The 20,000-nt window shown below is 38.9% G+C and carries 17 protein-coding genes; 5 read left to right on the top strand and 12 right to left on the bottom strand.

Going from position 1 to position 20,000, the window contains the following annotated elements; all coding sequences use genetic code 11:
- The 3 genes from FZ945_RS10055 to FZ945_RS07895 form a co-directional block, all read left to right on the top strand.
- Positions 1–340 (top strand): hypothetical protein (locus tag FZ945_RS10055; protein WP_222862619.1); only part of this gene is annotated, 340 nt, incomplete at its 5' end.
- A gap of 11 nt (positions 341–351) precedes the next feature.
- On the top strand, positions 352–1,020 hold the full coding sequence (locus tag FZ945_RS07890) for an amino acid ABC transporter permease (RefSeq protein WP_021089366.1): 669 nt from the start codon (positions 352–354) through the stop codon (positions 1,018–1,020).
- Entirely contained in the window at positions 1,020–1,757 is a 738-nt protein-coding gene (locus tag FZ945_RS07895) for an amino acid ABC transporter ATP-binding protein (protein ID WP_148803746.1), read from the top strand. Before FZ945_RS07890 ends, FZ945_RS07895 begins: the two co-directional genes overlap by 1 nt.
- Before the next feature lie 28 nt (positions 1,758–1,785).
- On the opposite strand, the gene fldA is transcribed toward FZ945_RS07895, so the two are convergent.
- The 6 genes from fldA to FZ945_RS07925 all read right to left on the bottom strand — a co-directional run bounded on the left by fldA (position 1,786) and on the right by FZ945_RS07925 (position 7,878).
- A complete protein-coding gene (fldA, locus tag FZ945_RS07900) occupies positions 1,786–2,277 on the bottom strand; it encodes a flavodoxin FldA (RefSeq protein WP_103575325.1) in 492 nt (163 codons plus the stop codon).
- Between the two features lie 11 nt (positions 2,278–2,288).
- Positions 2,289–3,002, bottom strand: coding sequence for a UDP-N-acetylmuramate--alanine ligase (locus FZ945_RS07905; RefSeq protein WP_148803748.1), 714 nt, complete (start codon positions 3,000–3,002; stop codon positions 2,289–2,291).
- 3 nt (positions 3,003–3,005) lie between these two features.
- Positions 3,006–3,317, bottom strand: a complete 312-nt coding sequence (locus FZ945_RS07910) for a DUF2325 domain-containing protein (protein WP_002939277.1) — start codon at positions 3,315–3,317, stop codon at positions 3,006–3,008.
- Positions 3,318–3,454: 137 nt separating this feature from the next.
- Entirely contained in the window at positions 3,455–5,218 is a 1,764-nt protein-coding gene (locus tag FZ945_RS07915) for a M3 family metallopeptidase (protein WP_148803750.1), read from the bottom strand.
- Positions 5,219–5,225: 7 nt separating this feature from the next.
- Entirely contained in the window at positions 5,226–6,617 is a 1,392-nt protein-coding gene (gene dcuC / locus FZ945_RS07920) for a C4-dicarboxylate transporter DcuC (RefSeq protein ID WP_148803752.1), read from the bottom strand.
- A gap of 85 nt (positions 6,618–6,702) precedes the next feature.
- The gene (locus FZ945_RS07925; protein ID WP_148803754.1) at positions 6,703–7,878 is read right to left on the bottom strand and encodes a sugar transporter; all 1,176 of its coding nucleotides are present in this window, start codon (positions 7,876–7,878) and stop codon (positions 6,703–6,705) included.
- Between the two features lie 156 nt (positions 7,879–8,034).
- Here FZ945_RS07925 and nifJ point away from each other — a divergent pair, with 156 nt between their 5' ends.
- Complete coding sequence (gene nifJ, locus FZ945_RS07930; RefSeq protein WP_148803756.1) at positions 8,035–11,586, top strand: pyruvate:ferredoxin (flavodoxin) oxidoreductase; 3,552 nt, start codon at positions 8,035–8,037, stop codon at positions 11,584–11,586.
- 31 nt (positions 11,587–11,617) lie between these two features.
- Here nifJ and FZ945_RS07935 read toward each other — a convergent pair whose 3' ends face one another.
- Positions 11,618–12,064: a hypothetical protein gene (locus FZ945_RS07935; protein ID WP_148803758.1), complete on the bottom strand. Its 447-nt coding sequence runs from the start codon at positions 12,062–12,064 to the stop codon at positions 11,618–11,620.
- Positions 12,065–12,145: 81 nt separating this feature from the next.
- On the opposite strand from FZ945_RS07935, the gene FZ945_RS07940 reads away from it, so the two are divergent.
- A complete protein-coding gene (locus FZ945_RS07940) occupies positions 12,146–12,646 on the top strand; it encodes a DNA-deoxyinosine glycosylase (protein WP_187424187.1) in 501 nt (166 codons plus the stop codon).
- A 1-nt stretch (position 12,647) separates the two neighbouring features.
- Here the strand turns inward: FZ945_RS07940 and FZ945_RS07945 are convergent, their stop codons facing one another.
- From FZ945_RS07945 to FZ945_RS07965, 5 genes are all read right to left on the bottom strand, one after another.
- Complete coding sequence (locus tag FZ945_RS07945) at positions 12,648–15,209, bottom strand: retention module-containing protein (RefSeq protein ID WP_148803762.1); 2,562 nt, start codon at positions 15,207–15,209, stop codon at positions 12,648–12,650.
- Between the two features lie 94 nt (positions 15,210–15,303).
- Positions 15,304–15,771, bottom strand: coding sequence for a hypothetical protein (locus FZ945_RS07950; RefSeq protein ID WP_148803764.1), 468 nt, complete (start codon positions 15,769–15,771; stop codon positions 15,304–15,306).
- Positions 15,772–15,826: 55 nt separating this feature from the next.
- Positions 15,827–16,144, bottom strand: a complete 318-nt coding sequence (imm40, locus tag FZ945_RS07955; RefSeq protein WP_148803766.1) for an Imm40 family immunity protein — start codon at positions 16,142–16,144, stop codon at positions 15,827–15,829.
- A gap of 1 nt (position 16,145) precedes the next feature.
- The gene (locus tag FZ945_RS10060; protein WP_222862620.1) at positions 16,146–16,361 is read right to left on the bottom strand and encodes a hypothetical protein; all 216 of its coding nucleotides are present in this window, start codon (positions 16,359–16,361) and stop codon (positions 16,146–16,148) included.
- Between the two features lie 211 nt (positions 16,362–16,572).
- Positions 16,573–20,000 (bottom strand): hemagglutinin repeat-containing protein (locus FZ945_RS07965; protein WP_187424188.1); only part of this gene is annotated, 3,428 nt, incomplete at its 5' end.

Raw genomic sequence — 20,000 nt, forward strand, 5'->3', positions numbered from 1 at the left:
AGAAAAATGGAATATAGAAAATATGATCAAAACTTCAAACGAATATGTTGTCTATTTTAAAGATTATTTAGCAAGAATTTATACCAAGAAAAGCTCCAAAATGGAGCAAAGACAAAATAAAATACTCTTATTTATAACTTTATTTCAATTTATTGCACTTCTAAGCGTTTGGAATGATTATCTAAATTTATTAAGTGTTGAGTTTTTACAAAAAGCAAAAGGTATATTGCCACTATTTGGTTCAGAGAGTAACCTAGAAGTTTTCAACATATATCTACCAATTATATTTTTCATAATAATTTTATGTATGTTTTTTTATATCTTCAAAAATAAGGAATAGTTAAGGCAAAAATGGAAAATTTAGATAGAGTGATCGAGCTTGTTTCAAGCTCGACACTACCGATGATCATCGCACTTTTAAAAGTGACGATCCCACTTACTTTGCTCTCGTTTTCGCTAGGGCTTGTCATCGCCATTATCACAGCAGTAGCGAGGCTTTCAAATATAAAAATTTTAAAATTTATATTTGCCACCTATGTTTGGATATTTCGTGGCACGCCGCTTCTTGTGCAGCTTTTTATTGTATTTTACGGACTTCCTAGCATCGGCGTCACGCTTGATACTTGGAGTGCGGCGACTATCGCATTTAGCCTAAACGTGGGCGCTTATGCGTCTGAATCTGTAAGGGCTGCCATACTTTCTGTGCCAAAAGGTCAGTGGGAGGCGGCCACATCGCTTGGCATGACGCACTATCAAATTTTAAAGCGTATCATCGCGCCTCAAGCAGTGAGGATCTCACTCCCTCCGCTTTCAAATACATTTATAGGCCTTGTTAAAGACACTTCACTAGCAGCTTCTATAACGATGGTAGATATGTTTATGGTCGCTCAAAGGATCGCAGCAAGAACCTTTGAGCCACTCATCCTCTACATCCTAGCAGCACTCATCTATCTAGTGGTTTGCACACTTTTAACCTATCTTCAATCAAGGCTTGAAAAAGCTGTCTCAAGGTATGTCTAATGGCTATAAATTTTAAAAATATAAGCAAATCTTACGGTGATCATTTGGTGCTAGATAACATAAATACAAGCTTTAAAGAGGGGCAAACGACCGTGGTAGTTGGCTCATCTGGTTGTGGCAAATCAACGCTTCTTAGATGCATAAATTTACTTGAGATCCCACAAAGTGGCACTTTAGAGGTAGATGATAGGAGTGTAAATTTTAAAGAGAAGCTTAGCTCAAAAGAGCTTTTAGAAATTCGCAAAAAAACAGGCATGGTCTTTCAAAGCTTCAACCTCTTCCCGCACCTAACAGCGCTTCAAAATGTCACCGAAGCTCCAATCTACGTTCAAAAAAAGGATAAAAACGAGGCTATAAAAGAGGCAAAAGAGCTTTTAGCCAAAGTGGGGCTTAGCCACAAAGAAGATACCTATCCAAACAGGCTCTCAGGCGGACAAGCACAGCGTGTAGCCATCGCTAGAGCACTAGCTGTAAATCCGTACTTTTTGCTACTTGATGAGCCTACAAGTGCGCTAGATCCAGAGCTAGAGGCTGAAGTTTTAAAGGTCATCTTATCTCTTGCAAAAGAGAAAAAGTCTATGATCATCGTCACTCACAATATGAATTTTGCTAGAAAGATAGCTGATAGAATTTTGTTTTTAGATAAAGGTGTGATCGCGTTTGATGGCTTAGTAGATGAGTTTTTTAACAGCCAAAATGAGAGGATAAAAAGCTTTATCTCGGCTATGGATATATAAATTTAGCTAGAAGATCTAGCTAAATTTGTTATGCAAAATATGGTTTTATCTGCTCGATCCAAGCTGAAATTCTACCCTCAGTTTTGTCACTTTGGTTATCAGCATCAAGCGCTAGACCTACAAATTTACCATTTCTTACGGCATCAGAGCCATCAAATGTATAACCATCAGTGCTAACCTCGCCCACTACCTTTGCACCAGCTTTTACGACCTCATCGTAAAGCTTTGCCATGCCGTTACAGTACTCATCTGAGTAGCTCTCGCTATCGCCCATGCCAAAAACAGCGACCGTTTTGCCACTTAAATTTAACGCTTTAAAGTCAAACGCGTCCCAGTCATCTTGAAGATCACCGCTGCCCCAAGTCGATGTGCCAAGGATGAGCTTATCAAAGCTATTTATCTTTGCCCCATCCACGTCAGAGACGTTTAAAAGCTCGTTTTCAAGCCCCAAACCCTCGCTTATAAGCTTTGCTGCATCTTCGGTATTTCCCATGCTACTTCCATAAACTATACCTATCATTTTTATCCTTTTTAAAAAATTTTACTAATAATCGTATAAGGCACGAGCTTTATGCACCCTCTTGCAAAGCAGTGCCTAACCTCAACGTGCCGCCTAAATTCCTCATTTCTAGGACAAACGATATAAACCATCTCACACTCGCGACCAAGCGCGCAAACGGCTGCATCGATGTCGTCGTTTAAATTTCTCATATCATCAAAGCTCACCCTTTTAAAGCTTGGCATGACGCTGAGTAAATTTTTGCCACCCTTTTTGACCGAGATGACGCCGCCATTTAGCACGACCTCTTTGTCCTGATGGCGGAGGCGTATTTTATCATAAACAAACTGGCAAAACATCTGCGCTGCGTCAATGAAAAACTCAAATTCCCCGCTTTTATAAAGCATCTTTATCATCTTTGCAGCTGCCATCTTTGGCTCTTTTGCTACAAATTTCAACGTTTTAAAGTCATTTTTCAAATAAGCATTTATGATGATGTTTGAAGGCATGCAAAAGCTATCAACTGGTTTGAAATTTAAAAATTTATCACGCAGCAAGAAATTTATCCTAGCATCAAAAATATCTTTGAAATTTAGAAATTTAGCGTAAGAAAGCGGGATCTTTAGCTCGCTTTCAACGCCAACATTATAAAGTGCGATGAAAATTTTCGCACGCGAAAGCTTGTCAAGCTTTGCAAAAATACTTGGAGTTATTTCGCCAATATCTGATAAAAACCAGAACTTCATCGATTATTCTTTGCATCCAAATTCCTTATCTAGGCCAAAGACCTTACAATACTCGCAAAATACACAACTAACGCTTCTTTTAGCACAAACGATAGGGATATTTCTCTTTTTTGCTTGAGTTTTAATAGTCTTCATCGTGTTGTGATTTAAAAAGCTAGTTAGCATCACCACGCACTCAGTATCTTGTGGAATCGGCTTACGATTTACGCGGTTTTCGTTTCTAGCGTCCCAGTGCTCTATCTTTTCAGCTCCCAAATCATGCAAAACCGCCTTAATAGGCGTGATCTCATCTGCTCCTATAACTAAAACTGACATAACAAGCTCCTAATTTTTATTTGTTTTTCTGATAACGATTATAAAAAAGCTTAGCTAAAATTATTCTTAGTTATGATATTTATTATCACTTATTTGTAGAAATTTGTAACGTTTTTGGTTGTTTTGGGAGGTTAAATTTAGAAATTGATTTTGCGTTCTAGCTTCTTAAACTCATCTGCGTAGCACAAAGCATGGTCTACGCACTGAAGCCAAAATTCGCTATTTCTAGCATCTTTCTTGAAGTGTTTTTGCAAAAGATCTTCAACGCTCATCACCCCACTATCCATCAAAAATGCCTTATATCTTGCAAGAAATTGACCACTATCATTTTCAAATTCGCTTATTAAAAACTGCGATATCAAATAGCCGATCATATAAGGATAGTTGTAGATGTATTGATCCGTTTTGTAAAAATGCAGTTTAAAGTAAGGCAAAATGCTCTCACTATCTTTTGTCGTCTCGCCATAAAATTTATTCCACGCCATTTGCATGAAATTTTCTATCTCTTTAGCGCTAACAACGCTGTTTTGTCTAGCTTTTAAAAATGCACTCTCAAACTCATATCTAACGCCGATATTTAACATGAAATTTGCCGCTGACTTTAGCTCCTGCCAAAGGATATCAAAGCAAAATTTATCATCACTGCTACTTTTTCTAAGATGATTTCTAAGCAGGGCTTCATTAAATGTACTAGCGCACTCAGCTAGGCTCATAGGCGGCTTTTGATGAAGTGCGCAGATATCGCGCATGAGCCAGTAGTGCCAAGCGTGGCCTAGCTCGTGAGCCTGCTGTATGACGTGAGATAGAGCACCTGTATAGCTTGAAAAAAGTCGTGGCTGCTTAAATTTACCAAGCCAAACGCAAAATGCCCCAGCCGCTTTATTATCACGCACCTCGGCCTCCACCCAGCCTTTTTTTAACATCATATTAACAAATTCGCAAGCTTCAATACCCAGCTTGCTAAGTGCTGCAAGGATCAAATTTACAGCCTCTTCGTAGGAGAATTTATCCTTGTTAGCAAATGGTGATGGAGCCAAAAGGTCACAAGCGTAAATTTCGCCGTTTGGAAGGTACTTTGCCCTAAGACTCACGCACTCTCTTATCTTCTCCAGCCTCATGCAAACTGCCTCAAACATCGCATCAAGCGTATCTTTGCTGATCTTATTTTGCTCCAGACTTGGCGTTAAAAAGTCGGTTTTTGCAACATTAAATTTACTAAGCCTAAAGCCAGCTAGCATATTTAGTAAGTCTGCGTATAAATTTGCATGTTTTTCATAGTGCTCTTTTAGTCCGCAAAAGACATTTTTTCTTAAAATTTGATCTGGCGAGCCTTTTAAAACACCAGCGCATTTTGCGTAGCTATACGCATTTTCTTCGCCAGAGCCATTTACTGCTTTTACTGATATGAGGTTGTTTAGGTGCCTAAATATGCCATAAATCGGCACAAAGTTGCTAAGTGAAATTTGATCATAAATTTCGCCACTTTTTGCGTCAAGCATACGCTGATAGCTATTTTTATACTCATCATAAAGTGGCTTTATCTTTTTAAACTCACCACTTTTAAAGAATAAATTTGAGCCCTCAAGCTTGTTTATGGCATTAAAGATAGCTAGTTTTGCCTTTTCTAAATTTACCCCACTCATCAAAAGTGGGATCTCTGCAGCGCTTGCTCGCTCGTCTTTTACGTCATCGCTCGCCTTGCACCTGCAAAACGCCAAAAGCGAATTTAGCTCGCCAAAAGCAAGCTCATAAGCATTTATAGCCAAATTTAGACCTTCTTTTTTGCTAGCTAAATTTCTAGCCTCTAAGATAAGAGATTCTAAATTTTCAAACGCCTCTTTAAATTTAGTACTATCAATGTCTCCATAAGCATCGCTAAAGTCCCAAACAACTCGCTTCATATCGTCCTCACAACGAAAGTAAAAATACAAAAATATGATGACTTACTAGGCCCAAAATAGCAGGCACACTGCAGCGCTTTACGATATCCATTGGGCTGCACTTTAGCATGCCGGCTATGGCGATAACTACGCCTGATACTGGCGAGATCGGACGGGCGATCGTTGAGGCTTGGTGCATAGGAAGTACCAGCATGACGGAGCTTACATTTAGTTTAGATGCGATTTGTGGCACCATCTCTATGAGCGGATAGAAGCTCGCTCCGTTTGAGCCAGAGATGATGGTAACTAGCGTTGTGATAACGACAAAAAGCACCGACATGCCAAAGCCAGCAAGCCCTAGAGTATTTGCGAGTTTTATGATCGCATCTATCATACCAAGAGCCTTAAAACCCTCTGCAAAGACGCCAGCTGCGATGATTAAAACGACAACACCGCTTAAACTCTTGCCCATAGCGTTAAAAAAGACCTTGAACCCATCAGCAATAACGTCAAATTTAAATTTACATCTCACTGCCTCAAAGATCATGGCAATGACAACTGAGATGATGATAATGGCTGAAATATCAAGCTTGATAGAAGTGATAGCGTAGCGTGAGAATACAACGACTAGTATCATCGGCAAAAAGGGCAGTAGTGCGTAAATTTTAGGCGCCTCTTTAAGCTCGTCCTTTGTCCCCTCAAACTCCATAACATCGCCCACATGCTCACTACAAACCCAACCCTCTTTTTTATCCAGATATCTGTTCCAAAAGACTAGAGCGATGCCGATAACTAGCGTCGTTGGCAGACCGGCTGGAATTTTATATGTAAATACATAATCTAGTATATTAAGCTGCGTAGCCTTTGCAGCGGCTGCTGTTGAAGCGCCAAGAAGCACCAGCGAAACGGCTCCAGACATAGCGCAGATAGAGCCTACTGTTAGTTTATTTAGCCCAAGCGAGATGAGCACCGGCCCAAGCAGAGCAAGACACAAAACGCCCAGCCCAACAGCACTGGTGATAACCATACTGATGAGCTTTGCGACCAAAAATGCGACAAAGACCATGATGTAAGGGTTTTTTATCATCTTAAAGCGCTTTGTTGCGATACCAACGAAGGCATGGTTTGCTCCGATGTGCGTCATATAGCTTGCAAAACCGACCATAAACATGATGATAAGGCCAAGATTTGAAAGCCTGTTTGAGAACATGTAGCGTATAAATTCTACGATGTTAAAATACTCATTTCCTGTTGGCACAGCCTGCTTTGGCATAAAGTGCCCAGTGCCAAGCATGACCGAGCAGATCAGCATAAAAACGCCAGAGAGAAAGAGAACGAGTGGCGCGTATTTGCCTTTAATGATGGCATATCCCACTACAAAAAGAGTCACTAGACCGATTATAATACCCCCAAAAGCCATTTTATACTCCTTTGAGCGAATTTAACTGGCCAAATTCTAGTGCAGAAAAGCTTTTATTAAACTAAAATAAAAATTTTCATTTAATTTACTTTTTGAGCTCTTTTGCCCTAAATTTAGCCACCGCAACGAGAAAGATAACAAGCCCAGCCACTGCAAAAAAGCTACCAACGTTGCCGATATTTTGCTCGCCAAGATGAACTATCGTTTGATGTCCGATGAGCGCGCCAGCTCCTATGCCGATATTGTAAATGGCTGAGTATATCGCCATCGCAGCGTCCGTGGCATTTGAGGCTAAATTTAGCACCTTTATCTGAAAGCTCATATTTATCCCAGCTATGCCAAGCCCCCATATAAAGGCAAGAACAAGCATAAAAGTCTCATTTGTAGCGATCAAATTTAGTGCCAGCAAGCAGGCTAAAATGAGCGTGATAGAAAGAGCCAAAAAGGCATTTGGTATAAACTTATAAAATTTAGAGAAAAGCACGCTTGCTACGATACCAGCGACGCCAAACAAAAGCAAAAATATGGTGATAAATTTACCATCAAAGCCACTAATATCTTTAGCAAATGGCTCGATGTAGCTATAGGTGCTAAAATGTGCGCTGATAACGATAGCAGTTAGCAAAAATACCACCATCAAAAAGCCATTTCTTGCTAACTCTGGCAAACTCTTTAGCGAGCCTGAGTTTTTGCTAGGCAAAAGTGGTAAAATTTTATATAGCCAAGCCCCAACTCCCACAGCAAATATCCCTATCAGCCCAAATGTGACACGCCAGCCAAAGGCGTCGCCTAAAATCCTGCCAAGTGGCAAGCCAAGTATCATCGCCATCGATGTACCAAGTGCTAAAAGTCCCAGAGCTTGCGAGCTTTTATTGATAGGTGCGACCCTGACGGCAAGCGAGGCGGTGATCGACCAAAATATGGCGTGTGAGATGGCTATTAGCACGCGAGCTATGACTAAAACCGTGAAATTCCAAGCGACCGCGCAAAGTGCGTGAGAAGCGACAAAAATGATAAAAACCTTTAAAAGCAGTGACCTTCTCTCTAAATTTGCAGTTAAAAGCATAAATGGTAGCGAGAGTATCGTCACACTCCACGCATATATCGTAATGATGAGCCCAGTATCAGCCGTACTCATGCCAAAATCCTTCGCCATGTCGCTTAAAAGCGGCACTGGCACGAACTCAGTTGTATTAAATATAAAAGCTGCAAAAGCTAGCGCGATAACCCTTAGATAGGCTATTTTATGAATATTTATCAAAATTTCATCCTTTTTACTTTGCCTCTACGATATTAAAATTTGACTTACATCTTAGTTATTTATAAATTTTAATTTTTTAATGATAGAGATTAATGACAAATTTTGGATTATTTCCTTATAATAAAGCCATTTTTAAGATAATTTTAAGGCGGAAATATGTCAAAAATAATGAAAACTATGGACGGAAACGAGGCCGCAGCTTACGCGTCATACGCATTTACCGAAGTAGCTGGAATTTACCCTATCACTCCTAGCTCGCCTATGGCTGACTACACTGACCTTTGGGCAGCGCAGGGCAAGAAAAATTTATTTGGTATGCCAGTAAAAGTGGTCGAAATGCAAAGCGAAGGCGGCGCAGCTGGCACGGTGCATGGTTCGCTACAAGTTGGCGCGCTAACTACGACCTACACAGCTTCTCAAGGCCTACTTTTAAAAATTCCAAATATGTATAAAATAGCAGGCCAGCTCCTCCCTGGCGTCATCCACGTCTCAGCTCGCTCTCTAGCAGCGCAGGCTCTTTCAATATTTGGCGACCACCAAGACATCTATGCCTGTCGCCAAACCGGCTTTGCTATGCTAGCAAGCGGCTCAGTGCAAGAGGTGATGGATATCGCTGGCGTGGCGCACTTAGCAGCGATAAAGGGCAGAGTGCCGTTTTTACACTTCTTTGACGGCTTTAGAACGAGCCATGAAATTCAAAAGGTCGAGGTGCTTGACTACGCGCACTTTGACAGACTACTTGACCGCGAAGCGTTGCAGAAATTTAGAGACAATGCACTAAATCCAGAGAGCCCAAAAACTCGTGGCACAGCGCAAAATGACGATATATATTTTCAAACAAGAGAGCTAAGCAACCGCTTTTATGACGCAGTGCCTGATATCGTGGCAAACTACCTAGCTGAAATTTCAAAGATCACTGGCCGTGACTACAAGCCGTTTAACTACTACGGCGACCCGGAAGCGACACGCGTCATCGTGGCTATGGGCTCAGTGACGCAAACTCTTGAAGAGGTCGTGGATTATCTAAACGCAAAAGGCGAAAAGGTGGGCATTATTAAGGTGCATTTATACCGCCCATTTAGCACGAAGTATCTCTTTGACGTGATGCCAAAGAGCGTGAAAAGCATAGCCGTTCTTGACCGCACAAAAGAGCCTGGCAGCCTTGGCGAGCCGCTATATCTTGATATAAAAGCAGCGTTTTACGGCCAAAAGGACGCACCGATCATAGTTGGCGGCAGATATGGCCTAAGCTCAAAGGACGTCGACCCTGCGCAGATGCTAGCTGTGTTTGAAAATTTAAACCAAAACGAGCCAAAAGATGGCTTTACAGTGGGTATCGTCGATGACGTAACTTTTACGTCTCTACCGACTGGAGAGAAAATTTCACTAAGCGACGAGAGCGTTAAAGAGTGCTTATTTTACGGCCTTGGCGCTGATGGCACCGTGGGCGCAAACAAAAACTCGATAAAGATCATCGGCGATAAAACTGACCTTTACGCGCAGGCATATTTTGCCTACGATAGTAAAAAATCAGGCGGCTACACACGCTCGCACCTTCGCTTTGGCAAAAAGCCGATCCGCTCGACCTACCTCGTCTCAAACCCGCACTTTGTAGCCTGCTCGGTCGCGGCATATCTTGAAATTTACGACGTCATTGACGGCATAAGAGAAAACGGCACATTTTTATTAAATTCTATCTGGGACGCAGAGCAGACCATAGCGAAGCTACCAAATAAAGTTAAGAAAATTTTAGCTAGTAAAAATATAAATTTCTACATCATAAACGCAACCAAACTAGCGCACGATATCGGCCTTAAAAACCGCACAAATACCATTATGCAGTCGGCATTTTTCAAGCTAGCTGACATCATACCATTTGAAGATGCGCAAAAATATATGAAAGAGTACGCTCACAAAGCCTACGCCAAAAAAGGCGAGGCAATCGTGCAGATGAACTACAACGCTATCGACGTTGGCGCAAACGGCCTTATAAAGGTGCCGATTGATCCTGCGTGGGCAAATTTAGCAGATGATGAGCAAAAAGATGAAAAATACATCGGCAACAGCTTCATCGAAAACGTCGTCAAACCGATAAATGCGGCCAGGGGCGATAGCCTGCCAGTCTCAGCCTTCATAGGCTACGAGGACGGCCACTTCGAAGCTGGCACGACGGCTTATGAGAAGCGCGGCGTTGGCGTCATGGTGCCAAAATGGATCGAGCAAAACTGCATCCAGTGCAACCAGTGTGCATTTGTCTGCCCACACGCTGTCATCAGGCCATTTTTGATAGACGAAAACGAGCTTAGCGCAGCACCACAAGGCGTAAAAGAGCACAACCTAGAAGCCAAAGGCAAAGAGGTCAAGGGACTAAAATATAAAATCCAAGTAAGCCCGCTAGACTGCACCGGCTGCGAGCTATGTGCGCAAAACTGCCCAAGCAAAGAAAAATCGCTCGTCATGGTGCCGCTTGAAGAAGAGCTAGGCAAAAACGAGCAAGAAAATGCTGATTATCTATTTAAAAAAGTCGCTTACAAAGACGATCTCATGAACAAAGAGAGCGTTAAAGGCGTTGGCTTTGCTAAGCCACTCTTTGAATTCCACGGCGCTTGCCCGGGATGCGGCGAAACTCCGTATATCACGCTTATAACAAGGCTCTTTGGCGAGCGTATGATCGTGGCAAACGCGACTGGTTGTAGCTCGATATATGGTGGCTCAGCCCCATCTACTCCGTACACCACAAATGACGAAGGCAAGGGCGTTGCGTGGGCAAACTCGCTATTTGAAGATAACGCCGAGTTTGGCATGGGTATGAATGTAGCGATGGAGACCATGCGCCACCGCATCGAAGATATAATGAGAAACAACATAGATAGCGTGCCAAACGCACTTTCAGCGCTTTACAACGACTGGATAAATTTCAAAAATGATGGCGTTAAAACGCAAGAGATCACGAAAAATTTATTGCCTATCTTAGAGCAAAATTTAAGCGCGCCAGGCGTTAAAGAAATTTTAGAGCTTAAGAAATTTCTCGTTAAAAAGTCGCAATGGATCATCGGCGGCGACGGCTGGGCGTATGACATCGGATTTGGCGGACTTGACCACGTGCTAGCAAGCGGCGAAAACGTAAACGTGCTAGTGCTTGACACCGAAGTTTATTCAAACACTGGCGGCCAAAGCTCAAAATCAAGCCGCGCAGGCTCGATAGCGCAATTTACGGCTAGTGGCAAGCCAGCTCAGAAAAAGGACCTTGGCTACATCGCAATGACTTACGGCAATATTTTTGTAGCGCAGATCAACTCAAACGCGAGCCAAGCAAACGTGATAAAAGCGATCGCAGCAGCTGAAGCCTATGACGGCCCAAGCCTCATCATCGCCTACTCTCCGTGCATCGCTCACGGCATCAAAGGCGGCTTATCACAGTCAGGCGGACAAGGCGAGCTCGCCACAAAATGCGGATATTGGCCGACATATCTATACGATCCGCGCCTTTTAAAAGAGGGACAAAATCCTCTAAAAATCACCTCAAAAGAGCCAGACTGGTCGCTTTATGAAGAGTTTTTGCTAAACGAAGTTCGCTACAACTCACTTAAAAAGACCAACCCTGAGCACGCAGACGAGCTACTAGCTAAAAACAAAGCCGACGCGCAAAGACGCTACCGCCAGCTAAAACGCCTAAGCCTAGCAGACTTTAGCGATGAGATCAATTAAATTTTAGGTGCTTTTGCACCTAAAATTTACTCTAGCAGCTAGAATACATCTTGCTTGAAATCTTTTTAAATTTAATACTGCATATCTCGTCAAAGGCAAAATGGCGTTCCTTAAGATCGCCCATAATATATGAAAAATAAAATTTATTCTCCACAAAAGCCACTTCACTGGCTATGATCTCGCCAAGAGCGCTGTCATCTATATGAAAATTTTTAAAAATGACGCTTAGCTCGAAGTAGCCATTTTGCAAGTCTCCGATATAAAATTTAACCCTAGCGCCGCTTTTCATAAAGGCAAAAGATACTATCTTTGCATCACTAAAATTTAGATCTACAAAAATTCTCTCCAGCGTGTGTAGTTCACCACGAAAAGACTTTATATACGAGCTATAATCCTCTATCCTCTTTTCAAACTCATCATCATCCAGATCGCCATTTACCCAGCTCTTATCGAAAAACATCATCTTGCGCCAAGGCACTGCAGCTCCTTAAATTTAACTTCTAAAGCAAATTTTATATATCATTATCTAAAATTATTCATAAATTTAAAAGGCAAAAATATGAGCCAAACGCACCCTTTTAAGCCAATCTTTGATAAAAACTCTAAAATTTTGATCCTAGGCTCATTTCCCTCTGTCATATCTCGTAAATTTGGCTTTTATTATACAAATCCGCAAAACCGCTTTTGGCGAGTGCTGGCTGGGGTCTTAAACTCTCCGCTGCCAGAAAGCACGGATGAAAAGATAAAATTTCTACTCTCTCATCACATCGCGATATATGACGCGGCGATATCATGCGAGATAGATGGCTCAAGCGACGCAAAAATGAGCAAGATAGTGCCTGTAAATTTAAAGCCAATTTTTAAAACCGCAAATATCACACAAGTCTATGCAAATGGCGGCAAAGCTTATGAAATTTGCAAAAAATACTTAGAAGATGAGATCATAAAAGCGACAAAAAACGAGGTGATAAAACTACCATCAACCAGCCCTGCAAATGCTAAATTTAGCCTTGAAAAGCTCGCAAAAGAATGGTCGGTGATAGTTAGAGAGTTAGAGTAGATCAGAAACTTGAAACAACTCCGTCTTTGATCTCTATGCTTATGGTACCATCAAGGCTTGCATACTTCGTGTAGTCTCCAGCACTTACAGCTGAGTGCTCATCAAAGCCATCAAGCTTAAGCCTATCACTACTATCGCCATCTATTTTTAATACTATCTTTCCAGTATCGCGCAAAATGTCTTTAACATCGGCAGCACTTAGTCTCAAATTTGCGCTCTCGCTATCCACTATGCTGTTATCACTCTGCACATCACCGCCAAGAGATAATTTTTCAAAATTTTTAACCTTTGAAAAGTCGATGTTGTTTTCTCGAACTATCAACGTATCTTCACCGCTTCCACCATCGATAGAGACATTATTTAAAACTGCACCTTTTTCCACATTTACGATATCGTTGCCAGTTGCACCCCTCCATTCATCTTTGTAACCATCGCCATAAATTTGCGTATTATTTAACGTAGAACCACTTTTTATATTAAACGTGTCATTGCCATCCATACCACATATCATCGAGTTATTTAAAGTGGCCCCACTTTTTATATTAAACATATCATTGCCGATATAGCCGCTCCATTCTCCATAAATTTTAGAGTAGTTCACAACCGAGCCGCTTTCAAAATTTACAGTATCATCACCATCTCCTCCAGAGATAACTTCAGATAAATACCCTACCCTAACATCGTTAAATTTACCATCGATCGTGCCTCTTATGTTGAATATATCATTACCTCTACCACCATCAATAGCAAAAGAGTCACCGCCATACCCGTTTTGATCCACAGTGATATTTTCTATATTAAAAGTATCTGTGTCTAGTCCGCCATAAAGTCTTACGCCATTTTTTAATGTCGAATTATTTATGTTAAAAGTATCTTTATCTATTGGGCTTATACTCTCAAGACCATCTGTGCTTATGCTGCCACCAGTAATAGTCACATCATTTATATTAATCGTGTCATCACCTAGTTGTGTTTCTATCATAACTTCGTCGATTGTTGCACCACTATCTATATTTATAGTATCTTTTCCATTTCCTGTAACAATCGTGTTATAAAGAGTATCAGATTTTAAGATACTAGTATGGATATTTATAAGATCATCTCCTTTGCCACTTCTAATGTCTATACCTTTTACTACCGATGTTTTATCTATGTTTAACTCAAACTTAGTATTAGAGGCGGCTATTGACGCATCTGCCAACTCTGAATTTTTAATATTTATAACTTCAGTATTATCAAGTGAGCCATATGAGCCATCACCTACGTTTATAGTACTGTTAAAAAGTTTTGAATTTTCTATAGCAACGCTATCAATACCATCTCCTGTGCTTATTGTTGAGTTGTTTTTTAGCTCAGAATCTTTTATCAAAACCTCATCATCTCGACCTGCCCTTATTGTCGTATTATCTAAACCTGCGCCTTCAAGTATTAGTTTATTATCACCATAATCACTCTCTTTTATATACGAATTTACAGCTTTTGAAGTCATCTTTATTGTATCGTCACCACTGCCTGTATCTAAATTTACACCATCTATATCTTGATCTATTAAGATGTTATTATCATTATCTATTATCGCACCAATTGCATTTACGGTTGAAATTTCATCATTATCACTAGTAACACTCAATGTTAAATTTCTTTTGTAGTCTCCAAAATTATTAATGCCAGGCGCTATACCTGCTCCCAAATCTTTAATCATTTCGCCTTCGTTTTGATATCCTGATGTTTGTCCATAATCATCTGCAATATAATATCTAACCTTTAAATTTGCGATATCATTTGGGTCATTTAGGAATATTTGATTATTACCGAGTGATATCCAATTATTCCCACCATCAATAGAATATTGGCTCATAGATTTATAATAATCTTTTCCATCTATGCCGCTAAACTTTAAGCTCAAAGTAGTTGGCAAGACATTTAATGCCTTATTTAATGAAAAATCAAAAGTTAGATATCTGCTATATCCAGTAGATACATCATAGATTCCATCTTCGCTCATATCTTGTTGAGCTACTATACTTAAAGTTGGTTTAGATATAAGTTGTGTAAAACCTGTATCTGATATATTGTCAGCATATCCATCAACTGAGCCAACTGGAGATTCAAAATTTCTGCCAGAGCCATTTAAATTTCTAAAATTTTCATTGATATTTGAGTAGTGTCCGCCCTCAGAAAATTTAGCCTCACCAAGGCTAACTCCGTCTCCACCAGCATTACCTCCATTACTTCCACCAGCTGCGGTTTCCTCAAGCGCGTTTAGATCTTTACCGCTCAAAATCGCCTTTTGCAGATCGTCTATACTGGTCATCTTTTTAGTATCAGGGCTTTCAGAACCAAGAGTTTCTTGATCTAAATTTAAACTATCCTTGCCTATCAATGTAACCTCTTTACCATTAATGGCAACAATCTTTACTTTAGAGTTGGCACTTTCAGTCACTATCTTTTCGCCATTATAAACTATATCGCTTTCATGAAGCTCCCTCGCCTCGCCCAAGTTATTTATAGCTTTTGCTCCATCACCAGATATACTTTTTACTACTGCAATCTCATTTGACATAACTTTTTCCTTTTTATTTTTGTCACACCGTTACATTTTTAATTGTGGAATTATATTGCTTTAAAGATGAATTGTAAATAGTACCAAAGTACGATCAAATAGGCATTTTAGTTATAAAAAAGTTATAAATACTACTCCATACTAGGCTAATAATAAAAGCAATAAATATTTTTATAAATTTTATCTTTTTATTTCTAGGCTTTGATCTAAGCAGCAGCTCGGTCTTTGGTTTTGGCCTTGTTTCATAGTGTGTGTTATAGCATTTTAGTAGCTCTTGTCCGCACTTTTCACATGTAGTTTCAACTATATTATAAAATTTCATGCAGTCAGGACACCACATGCCAACTAGCCTTTGTACGATTGGCGGCTCTTTTCTAAAAGCCATCCAAAAACCATAAATGCTTAACAGCAAAAATCCAAATGCTGGTAGCAAGTATAAATAACCAGCATCATCAAATTTAAAAAATTTCTCACCTACTTTTACATTTTTGTTAGCTAGCATAGAGATACAGTAAAGCAAGCACATAAATCCTATAAAAAAGCCACCTATGTGGTTAAACATCTTATTTATCCTTGCTTTTACTGTATATGATTGATAAACTCAGCAACATTATTTCTTACAACATACCAGATGTATATATAGTATAAAAGCAGTCTTTATCTATATTATGATATTTTTCTATGTAATCAATTGCTTTTTTAGCAGAATACTCATGTAGATCATATGTATATTCTTCAGAATTAAAGCTCCAATTGTCATAAGTATATTCAGCTGCTTGCCCATCATACTTTATTACATCGCCACCGACAATAACTTGCTCCTTGGCTTTCAATACCGCGATCTTCTTTATAGCATTTTCGTAGTCATAAGCAATTTCACATATATTGCTAAAAAAGAATTCCTCTATTTTTATCACATCATTTATTAAATTCATACTATTTTTCCTTTATTTTAAAAAATCTATGATTAACTGTATTATCGGGCTCTATTATATACTCAAACACTCTATCATGATTTTTGTAGCTACCTTGAATTTCAATCTTTACTCTCTTAATCCCATCATTACCGATAATTTCCGATTTTTTGCCATATTTAGCAAAAGCATCTACTGCAGTTGGAAACGAATGAAAGTAATCACTTTTGTTTGACATTTGGGTCAAAACTTTTTTGTATAACTTATATTTTCTAATGGGTTTTTTAGCGCAGTATTTTTAAAAAGGCCAAATGCACTTTTTGAAAAAATAGGCGCTGGCAAGAACGATAATTCCATCCTCTGGCCCCACACTCTTATCAGGCGTATAACCGCTGTTATTATACTGCTCTTTTGTAGCAGTAAAGTAATCTTGTTTAGTAAATTCCTCTTTATATATCTCTAAAAGATTTTTCTTTAGAATTTACTAGCAAATATGCTTTAGCGTTATTTATATCTCCTTGATTAAATTTATAAAATTTCTCATTGTAGTTTATTACACTTATTTCATCATTTTCATCTCTTACTTCAAATTTCTCTTTTGAAGCAAAATCATTATATGAACCTTTATCTACTAGCACACTAGCAGCAGTATATAAGATTTTAACAGCCTGCTCTTTAGAGATATTGTTTTTAGCAGCATAATCATCTGCCATAGAGTTTATAAAGTCTATCTCTCTTTGATGAAGCTGCCTATTATAAGTATCTGCACTTGTAGTTATCTTATATCCTGTGTTTGCTCCTTTATCACCATTAGCTATACCTCCAGCTATTATGCCTATTAGCTGAGACGCTAGTAGGCGTTTGTTGTTATAAGCTTCTAGCTCTTTAGTGCTCATATTTGATGTATCTTTATATAAGAAAGAAGATAGTGCTTCATTTACAGCTCCACTTAATGCACCAGCTGCAACGTTTTCATGAGATAGCTTTGCTGATAGTGCTCCTACGGCTGAGTGAAGAGCTATCTTGCCTAGACCTGATTCTTTAAATAGTGAGTTAGAGTTTATATTTGCTTCATTGCTTGAGTAGCTTCCTACTGCCTTGTAAGCATTATCTGTTGCTTTATAGATTAAATTTGATAGTAGTGCATCTTTAAAGTTTGTTTTATAGATGGCAGAGTTTATTGCTGCGTTTGATGTAGAGCTTAGTAGGTCTGCATATGAGAAAGTATAAGTTGGTGTATTTATGATATTAGTATTACTTAGAGCATCTATGCTTGATATATAGCTACTAACATATGAGCCTACCCCTGCACTGATGGCTGATTTGGCTAGGGATGATGTATCAAATTTAACCTTGCCATGAGATAAGAGATTGTTTGTTAGCTGAACTGTTGAGTTTGCTATGACAGCTGTTGTCATAGCTGATATTGCCATGCTTGTAGTTGAAGCAGCAGCTGCTCCAAGTGCTCCAGCTACAGCGGTTCCAGCTCCTGCTGTTAAAAATGTAACGATGGCTGTTATTATTAGTGCTCCCATTCCACTAAGAGTAGTTGTCTTATCTTCCCACTCTTTAGAATTTAGAACTGCTTTTACTTGATTTATCGTCTCTTCATCTATTGGGGTATTTGAGCTTGATCTTAGCTCTCTTATAACTCCTTCTTTAAATTCCTCTGAGTTTAAAGAGTCGTTTATAGCTTTAAAGGCTGTAGTGTCTAGTTTATCTGTTATATCTTTACCATTTAGTGTAAATTTATCTTTTACCTTGATGATAGCTGGGATCTCTATCTCTTCTATCTTGCCTTTTGTTTTTATAGTAGCTGTTAAAACTCCTGCATTGTTGCTTAGAGTTGTATTTACAGATGTGCTCTTTGCTGAGACTAAATTTAAAAGCTTTGTATTTACATCTACATTAGTAGCCTCTATGACAGATGCTAGAGCGTTTATGGTATTTGAGCTTAGGCTTATATCTTTTGCCAATAGTGTGCTTGTAGCAAGGTTATAGTTTGAGCTACTCTCTTCACCATTTGATTTCATTAGATCGCCAAAGCCTGAGTCTTTAAATTTAGATGAGCTCTCTAAGCTATATGAGGCTGGGAGTAAATTTAGATTATCAGCTTTTATATCTAAGCTCTCATCTGCGCTGATATTTGAGCCTATAAGTGTAGTATCTTGGCTTGAGGCTATGTTTACGTTTTTGGCGTTTAAATTTGAGCTAACAACTTCTTCATTTGTTGAGCTTGCTGACGCGCTTTGTTTGCCAAGGATCTTTCTTGATACAGATTCTGATTTGGCATTAGAGATGCTATTTGTCGATGAAATTTCTATCGCTTCATTGGCCTTTAAATTTAAGTTCTCTTTAGCGTCCACATTTGAAGCTACTATGTTTATATCTTTATTTGCATTGATATTTATATTATTGCCAGCTTTTATGTTAGAGGCTTTAGCTTCTAGGCTGTTGCTTTCAAATTTGGTAGATGTTTTTCCTATTACAAATGTAGGTGTGCTAAGTGAGCTAAATTTATCTTTTGCTTCTTTTAGAGGGTTTAGCTTTCTTTTTAGATCGACAACGATATCTTTTAGCACTTCATTAGGCTTTAAGATACCTACTCTGCTACTCTTATGCTCCTCTTTATGGTAGCTTTCATCATTTGTGTTTGATATAGCTATAAGCTCTGCGTTTAAATTTATATCTTTTTGTGAATTTAGGTTTGCGCCTTTTAGGCTAAGAGCACCTTTGGCATTTAAATTTATATCGCTTCCTGAGTCTATAGTACTATAAACTGCCTTTTTACTGCCATTTGCAACAAGATCAAAGCTACTCTTATAAAAGGCGTTTGGATTTAAAGATATTTTGCTCTTTTTAGAAGTATGAGAGCTTGCCTCTACGTTGTAGCCATTTTCAAAGAGGATATTGTTGTTTGAGTTTAAATTTATATCTTTGTCTGATTTTAGCTTAGATGATACTAGATAGATATCGTTAGCTGAGTTTAAATTTATATTATTGCCTGATTTTAGGCTAGTGCTTACTACCTCTGAGCTTATGGCGCTATTTATGGTTTGTTTTTTAGAAAGGAGCGACTTAGAGCTATTTATAGCAGTTGCTTCGCTAGTGTTTGACTGTGCTGCTAGTATGATGTCACTAGCGTTTAAATTTATATCTTTTAGTGCATTTAGATGAGTTGATGAAACTAAAAGAGTATTTTTAGCATTTAAATTTATATCACTATTTGCGTTTAAATTTGCAGAGCTTACTCTTTTTACGCTCTCATCAAATTTCATCCCTTTAGAGCTTACATGGTGTGTGTAGCTAAACTCATCTGCTTTTATCTCTATATTATTACCTGAGTTTAAAATTATATCACCACTCGCATCTAAATTTGAGCCAGAGACTTTTATATCATTGCCAGCTTGTAAATTTATATCGTTTGTAGCTTCTAGGTTAGAGACTTTGCTAAACTGAGATTTGCTTTGATCTAAATTTATATTATTCTTTGCATTTAAGCTTAAATTTTTAGATTTTAGATCAGAGCTATCTATCTCTATATCATTGGCCGCAATGTTAGCATCTCTACTGGTTGATAGTTCTGCGCCTTTTAGCTTTATCTTTTTATCCGCATTTAAATTTAGACTATCAGCCACTACGCTGCCAGCTAGGCTTATGTTGCCTTTGGCGTCTAGGTCTATATTATTTGCCATTACTAGAGCTGAGGCTTTTACGTTTTTATCTTTGGCCTCTTTTTTAAATTTACTTATGCTCTCATTTCTTGCTTCATATAAGCCATCAAGAATATTTGCTATATAAGCAGAGTTTATGCTATCAAGGCTGTAGTAGTATCCTTGGTTTTTTACCCTTCTATTTAGGTTTTTTATTATTGGGC

The organism is Campylobacter concisus (assembly GCF_902460535.1).
Lineage (GTDB): Bacteria > Campylobacterota > Campylobacteria > Campylobacterales > Campylobacteraceae > Campylobacter_A > Campylobacter_A concisus_AS.